Below are 21,782 nucleotides of genomic sequence, written 5' to 3' on the forward strand. Positions count from 1 at the left end.
GGCTTCATGTTTGGGCATCGGAGATTGGTGGGATGAACCCCTGTTTGTGAGTACCTCGAAACCCTGGATAGCATCGGTTTACGTGACCACTGTGCGGCTGAACTCAGCAGATCCAGTCTCTTTCGACACCGACGCGCTGATCGTCGGGTTCCGGTCCGGCCCCGAAGGCCCTCGCCCTGCTAAGGGCGCCGAGTCTCTCGACGCGGCCTTCGGCGGCAGGCTCGCCGCCTCGCTCACCGCCATCGGCTTCTCCGGCAAGCCCGGAGAGCTCGCCAAGGTGCCCGTGTTCGGCGCTCTCGCCGCTCCGCTGCTGGTCGCGGTGGGTCTCGGTGACTCCGCCGACGCCGAGGCACTGCGCCGCGCCGCGGGTGCCGCCGTACGCTCCCTCGCCGGTACGGCCCGCGCCGCCCTGGTCCTGCCCACCGAATCGGCCGAAGAGGCCGAGGCCGTGGCTCTGGGCGCGCTGCTGGGCGCGTACGGTTTCTCCCGCTACCGCACGAACGGCGAGTCGAAGGAGCCCGTGGGCGACCTCACCGTGCTCTCGAGCGACGGGTCCGACGAGATCGCCGGACGCGCCACCGTGCTGGCAGAGTCGGTCACACTCGTCCGCGACCTGGTCAACACGCCGCCCTCCGACCTGTGGCCGGCCAAGTTCGCCGAGATCGCCGAGCAGCGTGGCGGCGAGGCCGGGCTGACCGTCGAGGTGCTAGACGACAAGCAGCTCAAGGACGGCGGCTACGGCGGCCTCATCGGCGTCGGCCAGGGCTCGGCCAACCCGCCACGCCTGGTCCGCCTCTCCTACAGCCACCCCGAGGCCACCAAGACGCTGGCGTTCGTGGGCAAGGGCATCACGTTCGACTCCGGAGGCCTGTCGCTCAAGCCGTCGGCCTCCATGGACTGGATGAAGTCCGACATGGGCGGCGCGGGCGCGGTCCTGGGCGCCCTGATCGGCATCGCCCGGCTCGCCCCGCAGGTGAACGTCGTCGGCTACCTCTGCCTGGCCGAGAACCTCCCCAGCGGCACCGCGCAGCGCCCCTCCGACGTCATCCACAGCTACAGCGGCAAGACGGTCGAGGTGCTCGACACCGACGCCGAAGGCCGCCTGGTCCTCATGGACGGCATCGCGCGCGCCGCCGAGGACTCCCCCGACCTGATCGTCGACGTGGCCACCCTCACCGGCGCGCAGATCGTCGCGCTCGGCTGGCGCACGGCCGGCGTGATGGCCAACGACGACGCGGTGCGCGAGCTGGTCGTCGAGGTGGCGGGCGCCGCGGGCGAGGGCGCCTGGGGCATGCCACTGCCGGAGGAACTGCGTAAGGGCCTCGACTCCCCGATCGCGGACATCGCCAACCTCCAGCCCGAGCGCTGGGGCAGCATGCTGGCCGCGGGCATTTTCCTCAAGGAGTTCGTGCCGGACGGGGTGCGCTGGGCGCACATCGACATGGCCGGACCCGCGTTCAACAAGGGCGAGCCACACGGCTACACGCCGAAGGGCGGCACGGGGGCCATCACCCGCACGCTCATCGGACTGGCCGAGCGGCACGCGAGCATCTGAAACAAATGAAAAGATGACGGCATCACGAACACCCCGACAAGGAGCCTGACTGTGGCCTACGACATCGTCGTCCTGGGAGGCGGCAGCGGCGGATACGCCTGCGCGCTACGGGCGGCTGAGCTGGGCAAGACGGTCGCCCTGATCGAGAAGGACAAGATCGGCGGCACCTGCCTGCACAGGGGATGCATCCCCACCAAGGCCTTGCTGCACTCGGCCGAGGTCGCCGACGAGACCCGCGAGAGCGAGGCGTTCGGCGTCAAGGCGCGTTTCGACGGCATCGACGTGCCGGGCGTCCACGCGTTCAAGGACAAGATCGTCACCCGTGCCTGGAAGGGCGTGCAGGGCCTGCTCAAGGGCGCCGGCGTGACGATCGTCGAAGGCGAGGGCCACCTGGTCGGATCACACCGGATCCAGGTGGGCTCCGAGGTGTACGAGGGCCGCAACATCGTCCTGGCCACCGGTTCCGCGCCCAAGACGCTGCCCGGGCTGGAGATCGACGGTGAGCGCGTGATCACCAGCGAGCACACCCTGAAGATGGACCGCGTGCCCGCCTCGGTGATCGTGCTGGGCGGCGGCGTCATCGGCGTCGAGCTGGCCAGCGTCTACCGCTCCTTCGGCGCTGAGGTCACGATCGTCGAGGCGCTGCCCCACCTGCTGCCGACCGAGGAGGAGTCGAGCTCCAAGCTGCTGGAGCGCGCCTTCCGCCGCCGCGGCATCAAGTACGAGCTGGGCGTCTTCTTCGAGGGCGTCAAGACCACCGACACCGGCGTGGTCGTCACGCTCGCCAACGGCAAGACCCTCGACGCCGAGCTGCTGCTGGTCGCGGTCGGCCGCGGCGCCGTCTCGGCCGGGATGGGCTTCGAGGAGCAGGGCATCAGGGTCGAGCGCGGCGCGGTCGTGGTCGACGAGCACTGCCAGACCTCGGTCGCCGGCGTCTACGCGATCGGTGACCTGATCCCGACCCTCCAGCTGGCCCACGCCGGGTTCGCCGAGGGCATCATGGTGGCCGAGCACATCGCCGGGCTCAACCCGCCCGCCATCGACTACGCGGGCGTGCCGCGGATCACCTACTCCGACCCCGAGGTCGCCTCGGTCGGCATCACGTCCGCGCAGGCCGCCGAGCGCGGCATCGAGATCGTCGAACAGGTCTACGACCTCGCGGGCAACCCCAAGAGCCAGATCCTCGGCACCGCGGGCGCCGTCAAGGTCATCGCCCAGAAGGACGGACCCGTCGTGGGCGTTCACATGGTGGGCCGCCGCATCGGCGAGCTCGTGACCGAGGGTCAGCTCATCTACAACTGGGAGGCTCTGCCCGCAGAGGTCGCCCAGCTCATCCACGCGCACCCGACCCAGTCCGAGGCAGTCGGTGAGGCGATGCTGGCCCTGGCCGGCAAGCCGTTGCACGTACACAACTAGTCCAAGCCCTCGAGATCAGAACGCGAGAGAAGATAACGATGCCGGTCTCTGTACAGATGCCCCAGCTCGGCGAGAGCGTCACCGAGGGCACGGTAACCCGTTGGCTGAAGAAGGAAGGCGAGCGCGTCGAGGCCGACGAGCCGCTCCTCGAAGTATCGACCGACAAGGTCGACACCGAGATCCCGTCGCCGTCCGCCGGCGTCCTCACCAAGATCGTCGTGGCTGAGGACGAAACCGTCGAGGTCGGCGCGGAGCTCGCCGTCATCGACGAGAACGGCCAGGCCGGCGGCGCCTCGGCGCAGCAGGCCGCCCCGGCCCCCGCCGCGCAGCCCGAGCCGCAGCCGGAGCCCGAGCCCGCCCCGGCTCCCGCCCCGGTCTCCTCGATCCCGCAGCCCGCCCCCGTCCAGGCTCAGGCCCCGGCTCCGGCACCGGCCCCCGCGCCGGCTCCGGCGCAGCAGGCCCCGGCCGCTCCGGCGCCCGCCCAGCAGGTGCCGGCCGTCTCCGAGCCGACCCCGCTGCCGTCCTCGGGCGACAGCCCCTACGTGACACCGCTGGTGCGCAAGCTCGCCAACGAGCACGGGGTCGACCTCGACTCGATCAGTGGCACCGGTGTGGGCGGTCGCATCCGCAAGCAGGACGTCCTGGAGGCCGCCAAGTCGCAGCGCGAGCAGGCCGCCGCCCCGGCGCCCGCCGCCGCTGCCCAGGCTCCCGCCGCCGCACCCGCTCAGACCGCGCCGGCCCCGGCCGCCGCCCCCGAGCCCGTCGAGGTCGACACCACGCTGCGCGGCCGTACGGAGAAGATGTCGCGGCTGCGTCAGACCATGTCCAAGCGACTGGTCGAGTCGCTGCAGACCGCGGCCCAGCTCACCACGGTCGTCGAGGTCGACGTCACCAAGATCTCCCGGCTGCGTGACCAGGCCAAGGCCGACTTCCTGCGCCGCGAGGGCGTCAAGCTGTCGTTCATGCCGTTCTTCGAGATGGCGGCCATCGAGGCGCTCAAGCAGCACCCGAAGCTCAACGCCACCATCAACAACGAGACCATGGAGGTCACCTACTTCGACGTCGAGCACCTGGGCATCGCGGTCGACACCGAGCGCGGCCTGATCGCGGCGGTCATCAAGAACGCCGGCGACCTCAACCTGGCCGGCCTCGCCCGCAAGACCGCCGACCTGGCTGAGCGCACCCGCGCCAACAAGGTGACGCCCGACGAGATCACCGGCGGCACCTTCACGCTGACCAACACCGGCAGCCGCGGCGCCCTGTTCGACACGCCGATCCTGAACCAGCCGCAGGTCGGCATGCTCGGCACCGGCGCGGTCGTGAAGCGTCCCGTCGTGATCGACACCGCTGAGGGTGAGGTCATCGCGGTGCGCTCGATGGTGTACTTGGCGCTGACGTACGACCACCGCCTCGTCGACGGCGCGGACGCGGCCCGCTTCCTGACGACCGTGAAGCGTCGCCTGGAAGAGGGGCGCTTCGAGGCCCAGCTGGGTCTCGCGTAGTTCATGCGCGCCAGGGCCGAGGATTGATCGCCTTCCTCGGCCCTGGCCCACGTGATTGACCGTCTGATGCCCACCCCGCCACAACGGGCTTCGCTTGGCGCTTCGCGCTTTGGAAGCTCAGACGCTGCCCCCAGCCGGGCTAAAGGCCCGACCCCTGAAGGGCCTCGCTCCGCTCGGACGCCCTCTGAAACGCGGCTCCGCCGCGCGCTTCGCCCAAACCCTCGATCGTTTGCCCAGACGCAATGACGTGAGAAGCGGCGACCCTGTCCCACACTTCTTGAGGAAGGCTCGAGATCAGGCGCCCGCTGAACTCGCTACGCAGCCCTTCCCGGCGGCCTTCTGCCATTCGATGGACCCCGCCAGCAGCCTCTTGACGATAGGCACCTCGCAGCAGGCTCCCGTCGCTCAGGCAGGCAGATCCCACGACGGCCCGTCCACGTCCCAGCCACACGAACTGCCAGGTTGGGGTGACGGTCAGCCCGAAAGTGATGGAAGCCCTTCTGGAGTAGCGGGCATGGGAAACGGCTGCAAGGCCGGTCAACGGTGCTTGCTCTGTGCTGTGCGCTCGCGCCGGCGAGTGTCAGCGGGAGGTATCCGATACGGACGCACTTGGTCGGTGCGCCCGCGGTAGGGCGGTGAAACGTCGGGTCGAGGTGGCGACGAGGAGTCCGAGTGCGGCGTAGGCTGCGCCGAGCAGGCTGGCGGCCGACCATCCCATGGCGCTGTAGGCCCAGGTGGTGGTGATCGCACCGAGCGCGGAGCCGAGGGAGTAGAAGGCCATGTAGACGCCGATGACGCTGCTGCTCTGGTCGGGGCGGGCGGTGGTGAGCAGGTGCTGGCTGCTGACGTGAACGGCTTGCACGGCGAAGTCCAGGACGATGACGCCGACGATCAACAGCCACAGCGATGACCCCGCTTGAGCGATCAGCAGCCACGCGGCTATGAGCAGGGCCAGCGACCAGCCGGTGACCGAGGGCGCTAGGCCCCGGTCGGCCCATCGGCCGGCCCGGGCCGCGCCCAGCGCCCCGGTGAGACCGGCGAGTCCGAACAATCCGATCTCGGTAGTGCCGAAGTGCCACGGCGCGTCACCGAGCGGGAGCGCCAGTCCGCTCCACAGCGTGCCAAAGGAGGCGAAGAGGAAGAACGCGACCAGACCACGACTGAGAAAGAGCCGGTCGCCGACGACCAGACGACCCAGCGATGACAGCAGCTGCCCGTATCGGGCTCGGGGGCGGCGGATGTCGGCCTCGAGGGTGAATCGGGCGGCGAGCGCGAGCATCGCGCAAAGCCCAGCGATTACCAGGTAGACCATGCGCCAGTCGGTCAGCTCGCCCAGTGTGCCCGCGACCACCCGCACTCCGAGGATCCCGATGACCACGCCCGAGGTGACCACTCCGATGTTGCGGCCCCTCTCGCCGGTCGGTGAGACGGCGGCGACGTAGGCCACCGTGACCTGGACGACCACGGCGAACAGCCCCGCCAGGGCCAGGCCCGCGATCGCGATGCCACCGCTGGGTGCGGCGGCGGCCACCCCCGCACCCACTGCTGTGAGCAGCAAGTGCACCGTGATGAGTCTGCGGCGGTCGAACAGGTCACCGAGCGGGACCAGCAGCACCACCCCCGCGAGATAGCCGATCTGACCGGCGGCGACCAGCCATCCCAGTGCTCCTTCCCTCAGCCCGAGGTCCTCGCCCGCGGCCTCGAGGACCGGCTGGATGCCGTAAACGGTCGACACCGCCACCGCGCACACCAGCGCGAGCACGGCCCGCTGCCTCCTGGTCAACCCTGATGACATATCGCCTTCCGATAAGTTTCAAAATGCAACTTATCTGAAGCTAGGACATACTGGTTTCATATTGCAACTCATCACGGAGGGGGCCAGTGAACGTCACACTCGCCGCAGGAAGCGCTTGGACCGACCCGGCCTGCCCGGTCGCACGAACCGTCGACCTGATAGGCGACCGGTGGAGCCTGCTGATCATCCGCGACGCGATGGACGGGGCGACGACCTTCACCGAGTTCCATCAGCGACTGGGGATCGCACGCAACATCCTCACCGACCGGCTCCGCAAACTCGTGGAGCACGGCATCCTTGACAAGAGCGCCGCCACCGACGGCAGAAGACACACGTACCGGCTCACCGAAGCCGGGCAGGACCTCTTCACGGCCGTCGTCGCCCTCCGCCAATGGGGCGAGCGCCACGCCTTCGCCCCGGACGAGCCGCACTCCATTCTCGTCGACGACCAAGGGCGGGAGCTTTCCGAACTCCACCCGCTCGGCCAAGACGGCGCACCGCTCTCCGCCGAAGCGTCGCACGTTCGGAAAACCGCCTGAGCCCAGCCGCGCCAGAAACCGTCCCATCGGGCCCCGCACTCGATGCCCCTCTACAAGCGTGGCAGCGAGCAGACACCGTCATTCTGGCAACCGCCTCCGCCGCCCTGGCCCGCTCTTCCGGAACAGCCGCTTGTCAGGAAGCAGGGGACGTACGCGAGTCCGGTCCTGGGGGTGGGCGTGGCGCTCGATCAGGCTGCGCTGCTCCAGCTTGTCGGCGATGAACGTCGCGTTGGACGGCTCGCAGCTCATCCGGTCGGAGAGCTCGCGGAGGGTCATCGGGCCGGTCAGCTCGCGTAGCGCTCCGCGGCGGCGACCTGCTCGACAACCTGGCCGAGCTCGGCCGCGGCCCCGAGGAGATCGAGGCGGTGGCCATCACTCACCTGCACCTCGATCACACCGGCTGGCTGCTGCACGACTCGAGGCCCTTCCGCGGCGCCGAGGTCCTACTGACCGGGCCGGAATGGGCGGCCGACGGCACTCGGAACTGGCTCCTCAGGTCCGTACCGTTGCCGATGGGGAGGAGATCTTCCCCGGCGTGCACGTCGGCCTGGTTCCCGGGCACACCCCCGGCCACGCCGCCTACGTGCTCAGCTCCGGCGGGCGGCGGCTGATCGCCTTCGGCGACGCGCTGCACTCGCCGGTTCAGGTCGCCCATCCCGAGCTCTCAGCCACGAAGCGGCCCGCGCGGCTCGGGTGGGCTGGTCAGCCGAGCTTGAGCAGTAGTTCGGTGAGCTCGGCCGGCATGGTGATCATGCAGTCGTGGCCCGTGTCAAGTTCCCACACCTGTGCCGGGCTGCCGTTGGGCTGTATCGCTGGGACGGCCCGCCGCTTGATGCCCTCCGGTACGCCGGCGACGCAGTGAATGTGCGTTCGCGGAATCGTGCGCACGGCCGGGTTGTCCAGCCGGACCGGTTGCCGGAGGCAGAGCACCGGCTGATCCGACAACATCGTCCGCAGCCACGCCACGTCCGCCGGGTCGGTGACCCCGAACAGGCCTAGGGGCGGTGGCAACTCGGGCATCGGCGGGATCCGCCAGCCGACCTCGGACTCCGCGGCGCGGTCGATGAGGGCCTGGGTCACGGGATGCACATCCACCGCGCTCTCGCCGTCCTCCGGGACCATCGCGTCGAGATAGACCAGATGGGCCATCCGATCCGGGATCCGGTTGGCAGCGGACGAGATGACCAGCCCGGCGTAGCTGTGGCCCACCAGGATCACATCGGTGAAGTCCTCCTCGGTGATCAGCCTGACGATGTCGTCGACGTGCGTGTCCAGCCCTACCTCGGGGCCGAGCAGATGCGCCTTGTCGCCGAAGCCGGTCAGCGACGGCGCGACCACCCGATGCCCGGCCGATGCCAGCAACGGGACCACCCGCTCCCAGCATTGCCCGCTATGCCAGGCCCCGTGTACCAGCAAATATGTTGACATGGTGTAGCTCCTTGCTCGCGAAAGGGACCACCGGCCGATTTCGCCGATGTTCATCCCGGAGGTGAGGTTTCCGTTCACCCGCTGACGGAGCCAGAGCCCCCGCGATCCTGGGGGTGACAGGACCAGGCACGCACGAAGGTGCGCGAATTACGGTGGGGACATGAGCGACGCATTCAACCTTCTGGGCGATTACGTACGCGCGCGCCGGGAGCTCGTTACTCCTGAACAGGCCGGCATCCCCTCCGTGGGCGTACGGCGCGTGTCGGGCCTGCGCCGGGAGGAGGTCGCGATGCTCGCCGGCATCAGCGCCGACTACTACCTGCGCCTGGAGCAGGGCCGGGACCGCAACCCCTCCGCGCAGGTCCTCGAGTCCCTCGCCCGCGTGCTGCTGCTCGACGACGACGCGACGGCCTACCTGCTACGCCTCGGGGTGGGAAAACCGCGGCGGCGGCGACGGCGCCCCCGGAAGGAGACCGTCCCTCCGGGCGTCGCCAAGCTCGTCGTCACGCTTCCGCTCCCCGCGTACGTGGAGGGCCGCTACTTCGACGTCCTCGCCGCCAACACGGCGGCGACCGCTCTGTCGCCGCGACTCGTGGCTGGGGGCAACCGCCTGCGGGAGGTGTTCCTCGACCCCGCCGAGCAGGCCCTCTACCCGGACTGGGAGGACGCCGCGCAGGGCATGGTCGCCGGCTTCCGCAAGTCCGTCGGCACCGACACGGACGACCCCCGGTTCATCGAACTCGTCGGCGAGCTCTCCCTCGCCAGCCCTCGCTTCAGCAGGCTCTGGGCCCGCCACGACGTGAACACGTGCGAAGGCACACCCAAGCACATCGACCACCCCCAGGTCGGTAGCCTGTGGCTGAACCGGGAGAGATTGGGCGTCAGCGGCGCGACAGGCCAGACGCTCGTCGTCCTCCACCCGGACCCGGGCACCGACAGTGCCGACAAGCTGGCGCTCCTCGCGTCCGTCATGCGGACATGACCCCGCCTATGCTCAGCCACTCGCCCGGGGCCTTGGGCAAGCGGGCGGCTGCCCGCCGATCGCGGCAATCCGTGCGCTCGTCAGGCGATCTTCGGGGCCGCCCGCATGCCGAAATACACGTAAGGCGTGCCATCCGGAAGCGTCCCGAACACCAGTGGCAGCCATGGCGCGCTCACGGGACCGATGCCCGGCATCGCGAGCACCGTGTCGGACACCGCCACCAGGTCGGCCTCCATCGGCGGTGAGTAGCCGGCCATCGCGCCGGTCAGCTCCACTCGCAGGCGCGGCACACCGTCCCGCTCGCCGATCATGATGCGCATACCTTCGCGTTCATACGTGCCCGCGAGCGCGGCGACATCGACCGGCCGCCCTTCCTCGGCGGGAGCGAAGACGTCGGGCATCCGCACCCCGGCCAGCTCACCGAGCAGCTCCTGGAACAGGTCGACGAACAGACCGGTCGCGCCGCCGCCATTGGTCAGCAGCGCGGCGACGACGCCACTGCCAGGCACGACACGCAGGTACGAGAACTGCCCGCCCGCTGCGCCGTCGTGACCGTAGCCGGCGACACCGTCCCAGTCGTACAGCGCCCACCCGTGACCCCATCCGTCCGCCATGAACGACCATCCGTCCAGGCAGTCGGCCACGCGCCGCCGCATCGCCGCCGCCGACTCGGCGGACAGCACGCGCCTGCCGTCGGGCGCGGTACCGCCGTCGAGATGCATCCGCGCGAAGCGGACGACGTCGGCGGCGGTGATGAGGACGCGCCCGTACGGCCCGGCCGAGCGCGGCAACATGTCCCACACAGGCGCCGGCTCCGGATCCCGTCCCAGTTCGCCGAGATGGCTCATCGCCACCCGGAACCGCAGCGCCTCCTCCGGCAAGGTCATCGAATGTTCGAGGCCGAGCGGCGTCAGCAACCGGTCGCGCAACGCGTCGTCCCAGGTCTGACCAGTGATCACCTCCACGATTCGGCCGAGAATCGCGTACCCGGTGCTGCTGTAGGAGATAACGGTCCCCGGCGGGCAGTCCTGACCCACACTCGCGCACGCCGCCACGTAGCGGGCGAGGCAGTCGTCCCCGCGACCGCTGTCGTGGGGGAAGTCCCCGGCGATCCCGCTGGTATGGCTGAGCAACCGCCCGATCGTCACGCTCTTCGTGACCTCGTCATCGGCGACCCTGAAGCCCGGCAGAACGTCGGCGACCCTGCTGTCAAGCCGCAGCTCACCGGAGTCGACGAGCTGCATCACCAGCGTCGCCGTGTACACCTTGGCGATCGAACCGGACTGGAATACCGAGTCCGTGGTCACCTCCACGCCGGTCCCCCGGTGCAGCACGCCGCCGGCCAGCTCATGGATTCTCCCGCCGGCCAGCACCGCCAGGGCGGCCCCCGGCACGTGGTGGGCGGCGCGCAGCTCATCAAGCCTCGCCTGCCAGCGGTCGGTGTCGAATGGCGATGACGACATGAAGACGGCTCCTTTTCCCCTGAAGCACCGTACAGTGTGCGGCGCTTCGCACACTGTACGGAGGTCGAACATCGTTGGGCAAGCCGTACACTGTTCGGAGGGATCGTCGTGAGGGAGAACGCATGCCGGCCGACAAACAGCCGTACCCGTCGGTGTGGGCTCGTCCGCAGCGGCGACGACTCGAGCAGCAGCAGCCGCTGAGCCGGGAGCAGATCGTGTCCGCGGCGCTAGAACTGCTGGACACCGAAGGCATCAACGCCCTGAGCATGCGCAAGCTCGGCACCCGCCTGAACGCCGGGGCCACGTCGATGTACACGCACGTGGCCAACAAGGACGAGCTGCTCGAACTGCTCGTCGACCAGGTCTACGGCGAGGTCGAGGCACCGGCCGCCGACGACCCCGCGGGCTGGCGGGCGGCCATCACCCGCTACGCCCACAGCCTGCGGGCCACAGTCCTGCGCCACCCCTGGATCGTCTCCGTGCTCGGCGAGACGGGCGTGGCCTATCTGGGGCCGAACGTGATGCGGCAGAACGAGGCCGTCCTCGCCGCGTTCGAGCAAGGGGGCTTCACCCTGGAAGCGGCCGATCGGGCCCTGAACACGGTCGTGGCCTACGTCATCGGGGTGTCGACCGGCGAGGCCGCCTGGTTGACCACACTCGCCCGCAGCGGCCGAAGCGAGCAGGAATGGGCCGCGAGCCTGTGGCCGGCCGCCGAACAGGCCGTACAGGATTACCCGCGGCTGCGGAAGCTGTACGCCGCCCAGCGAAACCAGAACGTGAGCGCCGCCCGCGACGACGAGTTCGCCGGCGGACTCGCATGTGTCCTCCAAGGTCTGGCCGCTCGCTACTCCCCCGCGGAAGGTTCGGCATAGCCAAGCATCAAGCAGACGGGGTCGATCACACCGAGGTCGTCGGCGAGGTCCCAGGCAGCCCCAGCAGCAGCGGCAGCCACACCTCGTCCACGATCTCGACGATCGACTCCTCCGGCACCGCGCGCATCGTCATGAACATCTCGTGGCGCAACAGGTCCAACGGCAGGTTCACCACGCGGGACGAACGCGGCACATCGGGCAGCTCGCCGCGCTCGACCGCGCGGGCGACGATCATCTCGAAGGCGGTCGCCTGGCCCGGCGTGATGAGGGTGTCGCGTAGCTCTTCGAGGCTGGTTCCGGTGTCGCGGAAGTAGTCCACCAACTGCACGCTCATCAACGTGATCATGCTTGCCCGGTCAGCGTCGGCGTTGCGCAGGAAGCCGACCGCGTCATCGCGGAGGCCGCCGGTGTCGGGCACCGCGATCGGCTGCCAGAACTTGGCGAGAGTGACCAGCAGCAGGTCATCGCGCTGCGGCCAGCGCCGGTAGAGCACGGGCCGACCCTGAACCTGGCGCTGCAAGACGCGGCCAACCTGGCCTGGAAAATCGCCGCCACGCTGCGGGGATGGGCCCCGGAAGGCCTACTGGACACCTACGAGTCAGAACGCCACGCGAGCGGCGAACGCGTGCTCATGCATACCCAGGCCGCGACCGCTCTGACGGCGCCCGGAGGCGACGTCACCGCACTACGCCGGCTCTTCGCCGAACTCCTCGACCGCACCGAGAACGTGCACCTGGTCGCCGCCCTGGTGGCGGGCGCCGATGTCCGCTACGACATGGGTGAGGAACACCCCGCCGCACCCACCGGCTGGTTCGTCCCGCCCATCGACCTGACCACCGACGACGGACGCGAACGGCGCCTCGCCGAGCTCCTGCGCGATGCCCGCCCCCTGCTTCTCGACCTCACCGGCGGGGACGATCTCGCCGCCACCGCGGAGCCCTGGAACGATCAGGTGCACCGCGTGACCGCGACCGCCGACGACGCTCCGGCACCCGCGTTGCTCATCCGGCCCGACGGCTACGTCGCCTGGGCGGGCGCGGACCCCGACAGTCTGAAGACAGCCCTCACCCGCTGGTTCAGCCCCGCCTGAGGCCACGACCCGCAAAGCGGGCCCGCCCCCCGGAGTAGCGGGAGGCGGGCCCGTTCGCATGGCGGAGTGTCAGTAGGGGAAGACCGGGGACCCGTGATAGCCGCCGCCGACGCAGGTGCGTCCGGTCGGGCTCAGCCAGTCAGGAACGACCACGCCACCGGCGAACACGCACGCGGCGACGGTGATGTACTCGCGGGCGGCGGCCTGAGCTGTCGCGGCAAAGCCGAGTGTCAGCGCGCCCGCGGCGGCTACGGAGACGAGGCTGACTACCAGACGACGCATGTGGACTCCCATTGCATAGAGTTACCGAGTCATTACTGATAGTTTCCTCTAGGGTTGCACGCCAAACGCTAGCGGAGCGCGGAGCGCAGGGTGGCTATGGCCATGGTGATGGCGCCCTCGGCGGCGTGGGTCTGGCGCAGGGCGTTGAGCATGGCGAAGTCGTGGATGATGCCCTGGAAGCGTACGGCGGTGACCGGGACGCCCGCCTGACGGAGCTTGGCGGCGTAGGCCTCGCCCTCGTCGCGCAGGACGTCGGCCTCGCCGGTGATGACCAGGGCCGGGGGCAGGCCGGCGAGCTGCTCGACGGTGGCCCGCAGCGGGGAGGCGGTGATCTCGGCGCGCTGGGCCTCGTCGGTCGTGTACTGGTCCCAGAACCACTGCATGCCGTCGCGGCGGAGGAAGTAGCCCGTGGCGAACTGGTGGTAGGAGCCGGTGTCGAAGTTCGCGTCGGTGACCGGGTAGAACATGACCTGCTGGCGCAGCGGGACGTCGCCGCGTTCCTTGGCCATCAGGGTCAGCGCGGCGGTCATGTTGCCGCCGACCGAGTCTCCGGCCACAGCCAGGCGGGAGGCGTCCAGTCCCTTGGCCGCGCCCTGCTGGACGATCCACTGGGCGACGGCGTAGTTCTGCTCGATGGCGACCGGGTAGCGGGCCTCGGGGGAAAGGTCGTACTCGGGGAAGACCACGGCGGCGTCGGCGCCGACGGCGAGCTCGCGTACGAGCCGGTCGTGAGTGTGGGCGTTGCCGAACACCCAGCCCGCGCCGTGGATGTAGAGGATCACCGGCAGCGTGCCCTCGGCCCCGGCCGGTTTGACGATGCGGGCCCGGACGCTGCCCGTCGGACCGCCCGCGACGGTGATCCACTCCTCGTCGATGTCCGGCTTGTCGATCTCGCCGGACTGTACCTCGTCGACCGCCTTGCGGCCCTCGGATGGCGGCAGGTCGAACAGGTACGGCGGATTGGCGGTGGCCTTCGCGAAGGCGGCTGCCGCCGGCTCCAGGACCGGCTGAACAGGCTGGTCGGACATGTGATTCTCCTCAATGGTTTGATGCGCCGGTCTCCCCTGCGGAGGCGACCCCCGGACCATGCGCCATGCGATTTAACCCTTTCCGCTAAACCGGATATAGGCAGCAAACAGGGCATAAAACTCTGCCCTAACAGGGAGTTGGTCAGCTCTGGATGTGTCGGCTTGCTGCCCGATACCGAGTGAATTCTCCGAATATCATCGGCTCGACATCAGTCCACGACGCCCACGAGTTCGCGCGCGGGGGACGGGGGGATGCGTGAGCGCCTGGCGACCGCTGGCGGATTCGCTGAGCCCGGAGATGCGGCATCTCACCGTCGAGTTGCGGGTCATGAAGGACCGGACCGGGCTGAGCCTGGGGCAGCTGGCGAAGAAGACCGCGTGCAGCAAGTCGGCGTGGAGCCGGTACCTCAACGGCCAGGCCCTCGCCCCGTACGCGGTGGTCGCCGCGCTGGGCGCGTTGGCCGACGCCGATCAGGCCCGGCTGCGGGCGCTGTGGGAGTTGGCCGCCGAGGCGGGCGGCCGGGCCGGCGAGGGGTCGTACGCGGCGAGCGGCGACGGCTCTCGGGTGGACGAAGAGCATGACGCGGAGCCGACCAGGCCCCTTGGGGTGGTCAGGGGCCCTTCGCCGATGCGGCGGTGGCTCGCGATATTCGCCATAGGGATCACGGTGGTGGCCATCGGGTTGGTGGTCGCGGTGGTGACCGGTGCGATCTCCCGGCCCGTGGCCTCGCCGGCCGAGCCGCGTACGCCCACCCCTGTGGGAAGCTGCCAGGCGCGCGACTGCACCGGGCGGGCGGCGGAGCCCTTGGGCTGTGATCGCGACGCGGTCGTCACCGCGTCGGTCCAGGTGGACTACGCGCGGCTCGAACTGCGCTACAGCCCGGTGTGCCGGGCCGCGTGGGGCGTGCTGGCCGGCGCGCGCCGCTACGACCGGGTCAACATCACCGGTGACGGCGGCGCGGAGGCCAAGGGCAAGGACCGTACCGGCTCCGCCGCCGCCACGCCCATGGTCGCCGCGGCCGGCCCGGAGGTGGGCTACGCCTGCGCCGAACTCACCAGCGGCGCCAGGAAGTGCGTGGGCGCGGGTCGCTGAAGCGTTCCAGGATTTCCCGGTTCTCCGGGCGTCCCCGCAGGTCGGAGGTGGGGCCGTCCTGCGGTGTCCCGCGTACTGGGTGATCGATGTACTTCCCTCGCCGGGGCGGCGACGATTCACACGCTCGTGAACCGCGACTCCCGACAGGAAGGACTTCCCACGTGTCCAGGTTTCGCTGGCGGCCGGTGGCCGTCTTGGTGGCCGTCTTCGGCTTAGGCATGGTGCCGATCGCATGGGCCGAGGGCCCGTACCTCGCGGTGAACGGGGTTCCGCTGGCCGGCGGCAGCGTGACCGCACCCTTCACCGCGGATCTGGCCGATCCGGGCGTGGTGACCGACGGCGTGAAGTTCCTGCTGGACAACGCCTACCTCGGCAAGGACACGACCGCCCCGTACCAGTGGACGGTGAACACCTCGACCGGCGGCCATGAGCTCAAGGCGAGATGGAGCGCTGCCGGGACCACGGTCTCCACCGAGGCCACGTTCACGGTCACCACACAGCCACCCACCCCGACCCCCACCCCCACTCCGACCCCGACCCCGACCCCGACCGTCACGCCCACACCGCCCGCAGAGGGTGAGGCGCGCACCGGCCTTGATCTGACGGCCGCGAACCGCCGTGCTCCCGTGGCAGGGCTGTACGACTGGTCCAAGGCGGGCTACCGGGAAGGCGCGCCCCTCCCCGGCTCTGAGGACTACACCACCGGCACCGCCTGTCGCCTGACCCCAGCGGTGCTGGCCACCACGTACGGCGTGATCCCCGGCGACGGCGGCGACGACACCGCGGGACTGCAGGCGGCGATCGACTTCGTACGGACACAGTGCTCGCCCACCGCGGCCCCGGACCGGCTCAGCTCCATTCAGCTCCCCCAGGGCGAGCTACTGGTGACCGGCGAGATCAAGGTCGACGCCGACTACCTGGTGATCTCCGGTGCCGGCGCCGACCCGGCCACCGGAACCAAGATCGTCTACCGGCCCGGCCCCGCCACCCTGTACGACACGCTGACCTCCGACGGCTCCGACTGGGACCAGTCCGCGATGGAGTGGGGCAAGGCCAACGGCGGCTGGCTGTGGCCGGGTCGCGGGCTGTTCCGGGTCGAGTCGCGGTGCGTTGCGGCCCAGTACCGGGTCGGCGCGCAGGCCGGATGCCCCGGCGCGGGAACCGCCGACGAGGACGACGAGACCTACGACGACGCCCCGGCCAACCGCAAGGACCTGTTCGAGGGCACGGTCAACGCGCACTGGGTCTCGGGGGTCAAGCTGCGCGCCATGCCCGGTGTGCCGGGATTCGCCGGCAAGACCGGCCAGGACACGGTCTACCTGAGCACGAGCACCTCGGCGGCCCTGATGGCGGGCATCAAGGTGGGCGGCTACGTCAACGTGCGCGCGGCCAACACCCGCGATTTCTACGCGCAGATGACCGTGTCCGCCGGCAGCGGCGACCTGGAGAACCTGCACATGCGGCAGCAGATCTTCAAGGTCAAGGCGCTCGACACCACCGCGAAGACCGTGCGACTCGACAAGCCCCTCGAATTCGATGTGCCGGTCGACTCGACCTCGGACGGCTCCGCGGCCATCGGCAACACGGTGTACGCCTCCAAGGTCGCGCCGCTGATCGACCCGGTGGTGGGTGTCGGCTTCACGAACTTCTTCCTCACCCAGGACCTGCCCGGCCTGGACGAGCAGGCCGCCGTGCACAACTACGGCAACATGGCGCCGGCCGCCGAGATGCACGGCATCGTCGTCAAGCACGCGGCCGACGCCTGGATCAAGGGCGTCCGCATGCACATGACCGGGTCGCACCCGATCGTCACCGAGGAGGCCAAGAACCTGTCGGTGGTCGACAACACGCTCGACGGCGCGTGGAACAAGGGCAAGGGCGGCAACGGCTACCTGCGCGGATCGCGCGTCTGGGACTCGGTCTACGCCGGCAACACCACCACCGGCCTGCGGCACTTCACCTTCCAGTGGTCGGCCTCCGGCAACGTGGCCATCGGCAACAAGTTCGACTCCGACCTCAACCTGCACGGCGGCTGGGAGCGCAACAACCTCTTCGAGCTCAACCGGAGCACGGTGCCTTACGACCACAGGTCCGGCAGCTGCTCCGCGCGCTGCGGAGGCGAGGGCGGCGGAACGGACGACGGCACGTGGTTCCCCGTCTACTGGTCGGCCGGTCCCAAGGCGGTCAAGTGGTCCGGCGCGTCGGGGCCGAACAACGTGCTGTTCAACAACGTGCTGAAGAAGCAGGCCGACGGGCCGGCCGCGGCGTACGAGGACTACTACCCGAGCCCCACGACGATCTACCGCTTCGGCTGGAACGGGAGCGGCTGGCAGCACCTCGACGTCGGCGGCGTCACGATCACCGACTGGGCCGGCAACGAGCGGCGCGACTACACCGGCGGCCACGGCGTGGACGCCACCGGGACCGACACGCGGTCGTCGCTCTTCCTCACCGTCATCCCCTAAGGAGCTGACAGGGTGTTACACCGCTTATCAGCCGTTTTCGCGGTATTACTTGTCATCCTCTCCCTGCTGACCGGCGTGTCAGCGGCCGAGCCCACACCACCTCCCACCACCACTCCCGCCAAGACCACCGACCGCGTTCCCCCGGCCGACAAGGACTGGGACACGCCGCGGGCCGGTTCCCGGCTCAAGGTGCGCGACGGCTGCTCCGCCGCGGCCGCGAAGCTGTTCGGGGAGCCCGAAGACGGCTGTACGAGGCCGAAGACCGCCGCCACGAAGGCGGCGCGCATGGCCACGAGCACGTTTCCCGCCGGGTGCGCGGCCCCGCCGGAGGGCGCCTGGCAGTACATCAGCCGCGTCGAGGTGTGCGCGCGAAGCCCGCTGCAGGCGGCCAAGGTCTACAACCCCGACCGCACCCGTCAGGTGGGCCAGCTCAACTACTTCGTCACGCAGTACTGGCACGCCGACACGAACGCCGACGGCCGCGCCCTGGGCACCTGGACGTACCAGGTCGAGGTCGTCGCGATCCCGCTGGGCAGTTGGGGGGAGGTGGACGGCGCCGGCGTCGCGGCCAAGGCGCTCTACTGCGAGAAGCGCGGCATCAAGCCCTCCTGCCCGAGGGTGCTCGACGACGGAAGCGACGGCGCGGCGTGCCCGGCATGAAGGACGGCGGCCCTGTCCCCGGTGAGCCGGGCGGCGTCCCGCTAACGCGTGGCTCCAAAGACGACGCCAACCGGAACAAGGCCTGCCCAGGCAGCCTGCCGCGTCCGCCGGGTGACCTGGACAGCTGCGACGAATATCCCTTCAACTCCACGGGAGAGGGCGCGGCCTCGGAGAAGGGGTACTCGTGCCGGATGATCAACGACGACCAGAACGGCAAGGGCGGTACCAACCTGAATCTCTTCTACCAGAACCACCACGTCCTGAAGATCGACAATCCGGCTGATCCCACGGAGAAGGGCGACCCGTTCTACATTCAGATCACCGGTAAGTACAACGCGGTGTCGCCCCGTGCCTGGTCCCCCAACGCCGACCACACGTGCGGCTACCCCGACCTGTACATCTCCCCGCCCACGCCGCTGAAGGACCTGGACCTGTCCGCGGGGAACCGCCGCGGCCTCCAGATCGGCCTGCGCGACTGGTCCCAGGCCGGCTACCTGGAGGGCGGCGACCTGCCCGGCGCCGGGGACTTCAACCCGAACGGCGCGTGCGCCGTCACCTCCGCCGCCATGCAGAGCCAGTACGGTGTGCGGCCGAACGACGGGCAGGACGACACCGGCGGCATCCAGAACGCCATCGACCACATCAAGAGCACGTGCTCACCGACAGCCGGCTATCACACACTCAGCCAGATCACCCTTCCGGCGGGCACACTCAACGTGACCCACCAGATCTACGTGGACGCCGACTACACCGTGCTGCGCGGCGAAGGCTCCGATCCCGCCACCGGCACCCGCATCGTCTACACCCCCGACGCCAACACCCGCTACGACAAGCTCACCCCGGACGGATCGGACTGGGACGAGGACGCGATGACCGTCGATCGCGGAGACGGCAACGCGGACCCCGCCCCCGGCGGATGGATCTGGCCGGGGCGCGGCCTGTTCCGGGTGCAGGCCAGGGAGCACCATCCCGACTACGACAACGGCTGGAAGGCGGCGCCGCAGAATCGCAAGGACATCTTCGAAGGCACCGTGAACGTGCACTGGAAGGTCGGCGCGAAGCTGAAGAAGAGCGCGAAGTGGGGGGAGGGACTCGCCGCGCGGACAGGCGACATGGAGATCGCCCTGGACGACAACACCAACAGCAAGATCATGGCGAACTTCAAGGCCGGCGCGTACGTGAACATCCGCGCCGCCAACACGATGAAGTTCTACCAGCAGATGGAGGCCGTCCCGACCGAGCACCCACTGCAGAACCTGCACATGCGGCAGCAGATCTTCAAGATCACGGCGGTCAACGGCAAGACCATCACGCTGGACAAGCCGCTGGAGTTCGACGTGCCGGTCAACTCCACCTCCGATGGTTCGAAGCCCATTCCCGGGCTCGACAAGCCCTTCGACTCCAAGGCGTCGCCGATCGTCGATCCGGTCCTGGGGGTGGGGATCGAGAACCTGTACTTCACCCAGGACCTGCCCTCCGAGGAGCCCGCCTCGGCCAGCCACAACTACGGCAACATGGATCCGGCCGGGGAGATGCATGGCATCGTGCTGAAGTGGGCGATCAACGGGTGGATCAAGGGGGTCCGGTCGTACATGACCGGTTCCCACGCCATCGTGACCGAAGAGGCCAAGAACCTTTCGGTGATCAACAACTACCTGGAAGGCGCCTGGAACAAGGGCAAGGGCGGCAACGGCTACTTCCGCGGCTCCCGCGTCTGGGACTCGGTGTACGCCGGCAACGCCACCCGTAACCTGCGGCACTTCACCTTCCAGTGGTCCTCGTCCGGCAACGTGGCCATCGGCAACGACTTCGACTCCGACCTCAACCTGCACGGCGGCTGGGAGCGCAACAACATCTTCGAGCTCAACCGGGTCAACACGCCCTACGGGCACCGGCCGGGCAGTTGTTACAGCAACTGCGGCGACGAGGGCGGGAGCCCACCGGACGACTCGCAGTGGTACCCGATCTGGTGGGCCGCCGGCAAGAAGGCGGTGAAGTGGTCGGGATCGTCCGGCTACAACAACATCTTCTTCAACAACATCATGAAAAAACAGCTCGATTCGAGCAATAACGCATCCATCACCTACTACCCCGACCGCACGAGGATGTACTCCTTCGGCAGCACGCTCATCGACGGCACGCTGCCGACGTGGAAGCATCTCGCCGGACCGGCCGGCGCCGGACCGATCGCCAACTGGTCCGGCTACGAGCGGGACGACTTCTGCACGGGCGACCGCGGGGTTTGGTGCGAGCCCTTGAGCGGCAAGTCCTTGTTCCTGAACAACGTGCCGTCGTCGTGGCCGGACAACTCCAACTAGCACTTCCGGTGAGGCCATCACGTGACCAAAAATCACGTGGTGGCCTCTTGACGTGGGCCGATGTGCATGAGGTACATTCCTCGGAAATAGTCTGGGAAGTTCCCAGACTAGTAAGGGAGTGTCCCAAGTGGAACAGCGCGGGGGAAGCCCCCAGCTGCTGCGCCGGATCAATGACCGCGCGGCGCTGCTGGCTCTGCTCGATCGAGGGCCGCTGACCCGATTGGAGCTGGAATCACACATCGGCCTGTCGAAACCGGCGACAGCCGACCTCCTGCTCCGGCTGGAGGAGAGCGGTCACGTACGGCGCGCGGGGCTCCGGGAGGGCGGCAAGGGGCCGCGCGCGCAACGCTGGGCGGTCAACGGCGCGCTGGCCCACGTGGCGGCGGTCGACCTCACCCCGCGCACGCTGGACATAGCGGTGTCCGACATCTGCGGGGAGATCGTCGCCGAGCATCGATACCGTCCCGTCGATGAGGCGGACCTCGACGTCGATGATCTGTGCCGCGCGGTCTCCGTCGCCGCCGGCGAGGTGGGCCTGACCACCGGGCAACTCCACCGGGTCGTCGTGGGAGTGCCCGGCTCCGTGGACGCGCGCACCGGGCACCTGCACTTCGCCCCGCACCTGCCGCCGTGGCAGGGCTTCGACGTCCTGGATCGGCTGTCAGGAGGGCTCGCCACGTCGGTGGCCGTCGAGAACGACGTCAACCTGGTCGCCCTCGACGAGATGGCGGTCGGCCAAGCCGTCGGAGTCGACGACTTCGTACTGATCTGGATGGGGCGCGGGATCGGTGCCGCGGTGGTCTCGGGCGGGCGTTTGTTACGGGGCTCCTCCGGCGGCGCCGGCGAGATCGACTGGATGCCCTGCCCGCCCACCGGCGTGACCGGCGGCCGGCGCATCGGTGACGTGCTCGGCACCAGGGCGGTCCTGGAGCTGGCCCACGCGCACGGGCTCGCCGGAGACGATCTGGAGAAGCTGCTCGCGGAGGACCTCGGCACGGACCCTGTCGCCCGGTCGGCCTTCCTCCGGGACCTGGCCCGCCGGGTGGCGCTGGCCGTGGCGGGTGTGGTGTCCGTGGTCGATCCCGCGCTGGTGGTCCTCACCGGCGACATCGGCCGGGCCGGCGGCAGCGTCCTGTGCGGCCTGGTCACCGAGGAACTGGGCGAACTCGTCCTTCCCCGCCCAAAGATTCAACCGAGCCTGCTGACCGGTAACCCGGTTCGCTCAGGCGCGCTGCGGCTGGCATTGGCCGCGGCCCGCGAAGAGGTGTTCACAGTAACCCCGACCCCTTGACCT

19 protein-coding genes and 2 pseudogenes are annotated in these 21,782 nt (G+C 69.4%); 14 read left to right on the forward strand and 7 right to left on the reverse strand.

Annotated features, from left to right (window positions below):
- Positions 1-82: 82 nt before the first annotated feature.
- The 3 genes from ACGFNP_RS54735 to sucB are packed head-to-tail and all read left to right on the forward strand — an operon-like array spanning position 83 to position 4,473.
- Complete coding sequence (locus tag ACGFNP_RS54735; RefSeq protein ID WP_393332150.1) at positions 83-1,555, forward strand: leucyl aminopeptidase; 1,473 nt, start codon at positions 83-85, stop codon at positions 1,553-1,555.
- Positions 1,556-1,606: 51 nt separating this feature from the next.
- Entirely contained in the window at positions 1,607-2,971 is a 1,365-nt protein-coding gene (lpdA, locus tag ACGFNP_RS54740; protein ID WP_358318364.1) for a dihydrolipoyl dehydrogenase, read from the forward strand.
- A gap of 38 nt (positions 2,972-3,009) precedes the next feature.
- Complete coding sequence (sucB, locus tag ACGFNP_RS54745; RefSeq protein WP_393332153.1) at positions 3,010-4,473, forward strand: 2-oxoglutarate dehydrogenase, E2 component, dihydrolipoamide succinyltransferase; 1,464 nt, start codon at positions 3,010-3,012, stop codon at positions 4,471-4,473.
- 580 nt (positions 4,474-5,053) lie between these two features.
- Here sucB and ACGFNP_RS54750 read toward each other — a convergent pair.
- The gene (locus ACGFNP_RS54750; protein WP_358318362.1) at positions 5,054-6,268 is read right to left on the reverse strand and encodes an MFS transporter; all 1,215 of its coding nucleotides are present in this window, start codon (positions 6,266-6,268) and stop codon (positions 5,054-5,056) included.
- 86 nt (positions 6,269-6,354) lie between these two features.
- Here ACGFNP_RS54750 and ACGFNP_RS54755 point away from each other — a divergent pair, with 86 nt between their 5' ends.
- Positions 6,355-6,807 carry a winged helix-turn-helix transcriptional regulator gene (locus ACGFNP_RS54755; protein ID WP_393332157.1) on the forward strand — a complete coding sequence of 151 codons (453 nt, stop codon included), beginning with the start codon at positions 6,355-6,357 and terminating at the stop codon, positions 6,805-6,807.
- A gap of 78 nt (positions 6,808-6,885) precedes the next feature.
- On the opposite strand, the gene ACGFNP_RS54760 is transcribed toward ACGFNP_RS54755, so the two are convergent.
- The gene (locus ACGFNP_RS54760; RefSeq protein ID WP_393332160.1) at positions 6,886-7,083 is read right to left on the reverse strand and encodes a MarR family transcriptional regulator; all 198 of its coding nucleotides are present in this window, start codon (positions 7,081-7,083) and stop codon (positions 6,886-6,888) included.
- Between the two features lie 184 nt (positions 7,084-7,267).
- On the opposite strand from ACGFNP_RS54760, the pseudogene ACGFNP_RS54765 reads away from it, so the two are divergent.
- Positions 7,268-7,489 (forward strand): annotated as a pseudogene (locus ACGFNP_RS54765) (MBL fold metallo-hydrolase); the annotation flags it as partial.
- 20 nt (positions 7,490-7,509) lie between these two features.
- Here ACGFNP_RS54765 and ACGFNP_RS54770 read toward each other — a convergent pair.
- A complete protein-coding gene (locus ACGFNP_RS54770) occupies positions 7,510-8,235 on the reverse strand; it encodes an alpha/beta fold hydrolase (protein ID WP_393332163.1) in 726 nt (241 codons plus the stop codon).
- Between the two features lie 160 nt (positions 8,236-8,395).
- On the opposite strand from ACGFNP_RS54770, the gene ACGFNP_RS54775 reads away from it, so the two are divergent.
- Positions 8,396-9,217 carry a helix-turn-helix transcriptional regulator gene (locus tag ACGFNP_RS54775; RefSeq protein ID WP_358318358.1) on the forward strand — a complete coding sequence of 274 codons (822 nt, stop codon included), beginning with the start codon at positions 8,396-8,398 and terminating at the stop codon, positions 9,215-9,217.
- An 80-nt stretch (positions 9,218-9,297) separates the two neighbouring features.
- On the opposite strand, the gene ACGFNP_RS54780 is transcribed toward ACGFNP_RS54775, so the two are convergent.
- Complete coding sequence (locus tag ACGFNP_RS54780; RefSeq protein ID WP_393332167.1) at positions 9,298-10,680, reverse strand: serine hydrolase domain-containing protein; 1,383 nt, start codon at positions 10,678-10,680, stop codon at positions 9,298-9,300.
- Between the two features lie 122 nt (positions 10,681-10,802).
- On the opposite strand from ACGFNP_RS54780, the gene ACGFNP_RS54785 reads away from it, so the two are divergent.
- Positions 10,803-11,552, forward strand: a complete 750-nt coding sequence (locus ACGFNP_RS54785) for a TetR/AcrR family transcriptional regulator (RefSeq protein ID WP_393332170.1) — start codon at positions 10,803-10,805, stop codon at positions 11,550-11,552.
- Between the two features lie 25 nt (positions 11,553-11,577).
- Here the strand turns inward: ACGFNP_RS54785 and ACGFNP_RS54790 are convergent, their stop codons facing one another.
- Positions 11,578-12,045: a TetR-like C-terminal domain-containing protein gene (locus ACGFNP_RS54790; RefSeq protein WP_393332174.1), complete on the reverse strand. Its 468-nt coding sequence runs from the start codon at positions 12,043-12,045 to the stop codon at positions 11,578-11,580.
- Between the two features lie 39 nt (positions 12,046-12,084).
- On the opposite strand from ACGFNP_RS54790, the pseudogene ACGFNP_RS54795 reads away from it, so the two are divergent.
- Both ACGFNP_RS54795 and ACGFNP_RS54800 read left to right on the forward strand, forming a co-directional pair.
- Positions 12,085-12,129, forward strand: a pseudogene (locus ACGFNP_RS54795) (hypothetical protein); the annotation flags it as partial.
- Positions 12,130-12,183: 54 nt separating this feature from the next.
- On the forward strand, positions 12,184-12,642 hold the full coding sequence (locus ACGFNP_RS54800) for a hypothetical protein (protein WP_393332569.1): 459 nt from the start codon (positions 12,184-12,186) through the stop codon (positions 12,640-12,642).
- Positions 12,643-12,711: 69 nt separating this feature from the next.
- Here ACGFNP_RS54800 and ACGFNP_RS54805 read toward each other — a convergent pair whose 3' ends face one another.
- Positions 12,712-12,924, reverse strand: coding sequence for a hypothetical protein (locus ACGFNP_RS54805; protein WP_393332178.1), 213 nt, complete (start codon positions 12,922-12,924; stop codon positions 12,712-12,714).
- 68 nt (positions 12,925-12,992) lie between these two features.
- On the reverse strand, positions 12,993-13,952 hold the full coding sequence (locus tag ACGFNP_RS54810) for an alpha/beta hydrolase (protein WP_358318352.1): 960 nt from the start codon (positions 13,950-13,952) through the stop codon (positions 12,993-12,995).
- 256 nt (positions 13,953-14,208) lie between these two features.
- Here ACGFNP_RS54810 and ACGFNP_RS54815 point away from each other — a divergent pair, with 256 nt between their 5' ends.
- From ACGFNP_RS54815 to ACGFNP_RS54835, 5 genes are all read left to right on the forward strand, one after another.
- Positions 14,209-15,045 carry a helix-turn-helix domain-containing protein gene (locus tag ACGFNP_RS54815; protein ID WP_393332180.1) on the forward strand — a complete coding sequence of 279 codons (837 nt, stop codon included), beginning with the start codon at positions 14,209-14,211 and terminating at the stop codon, positions 15,043-15,045.
- A gap of 161 nt (positions 15,046-15,206) precedes the next feature.
- Entirely contained in the window at positions 15,207-17,510 is a 2,304-nt protein-coding gene (locus ACGFNP_RS54820; protein ID WP_393332183.1) for an Ig-like domain-containing protein, read from the forward strand.
- Between the two features lie 12 nt (positions 17,511-17,522).
- A complete protein-coding gene (locus tag ACGFNP_RS54825; RefSeq protein ID WP_393332186.1) occupies positions 17,523-18,170 on the forward strand; it encodes a hypothetical protein in 648 nt (215 codons plus the stop codon).
- Positions 18,167-20,488, forward strand: coding sequence for a hypothetical protein (locus tag ACGFNP_RS54830; protein WP_393332188.1), 2,322 nt, complete (start codon positions 18,167-18,169; stop codon positions 20,486-20,488). Before ACGFNP_RS54825 ends, ACGFNP_RS54830 begins: the two co-directional genes overlap by 4 nt.
- Before the next feature lie 127 nt (positions 20,489-20,615).
- Entirely contained in the window at positions 20,616-21,779 is a 1,164-nt protein-coding gene (locus ACGFNP_RS54835) for an ROK family protein (protein ID WP_393332191.1), read from the forward strand.
- Positions 21,780-21,782: the final 3 nt, after the last annotated feature.

The organism is Nonomuraea sp. NPDC049269, from assembly GCF_043197155.1.
Classification (GTDB): Bacteria; Actinomycetota; Actinomycetes; order Streptosporangiales; family Streptosporangiaceae; genus Nonomuraea.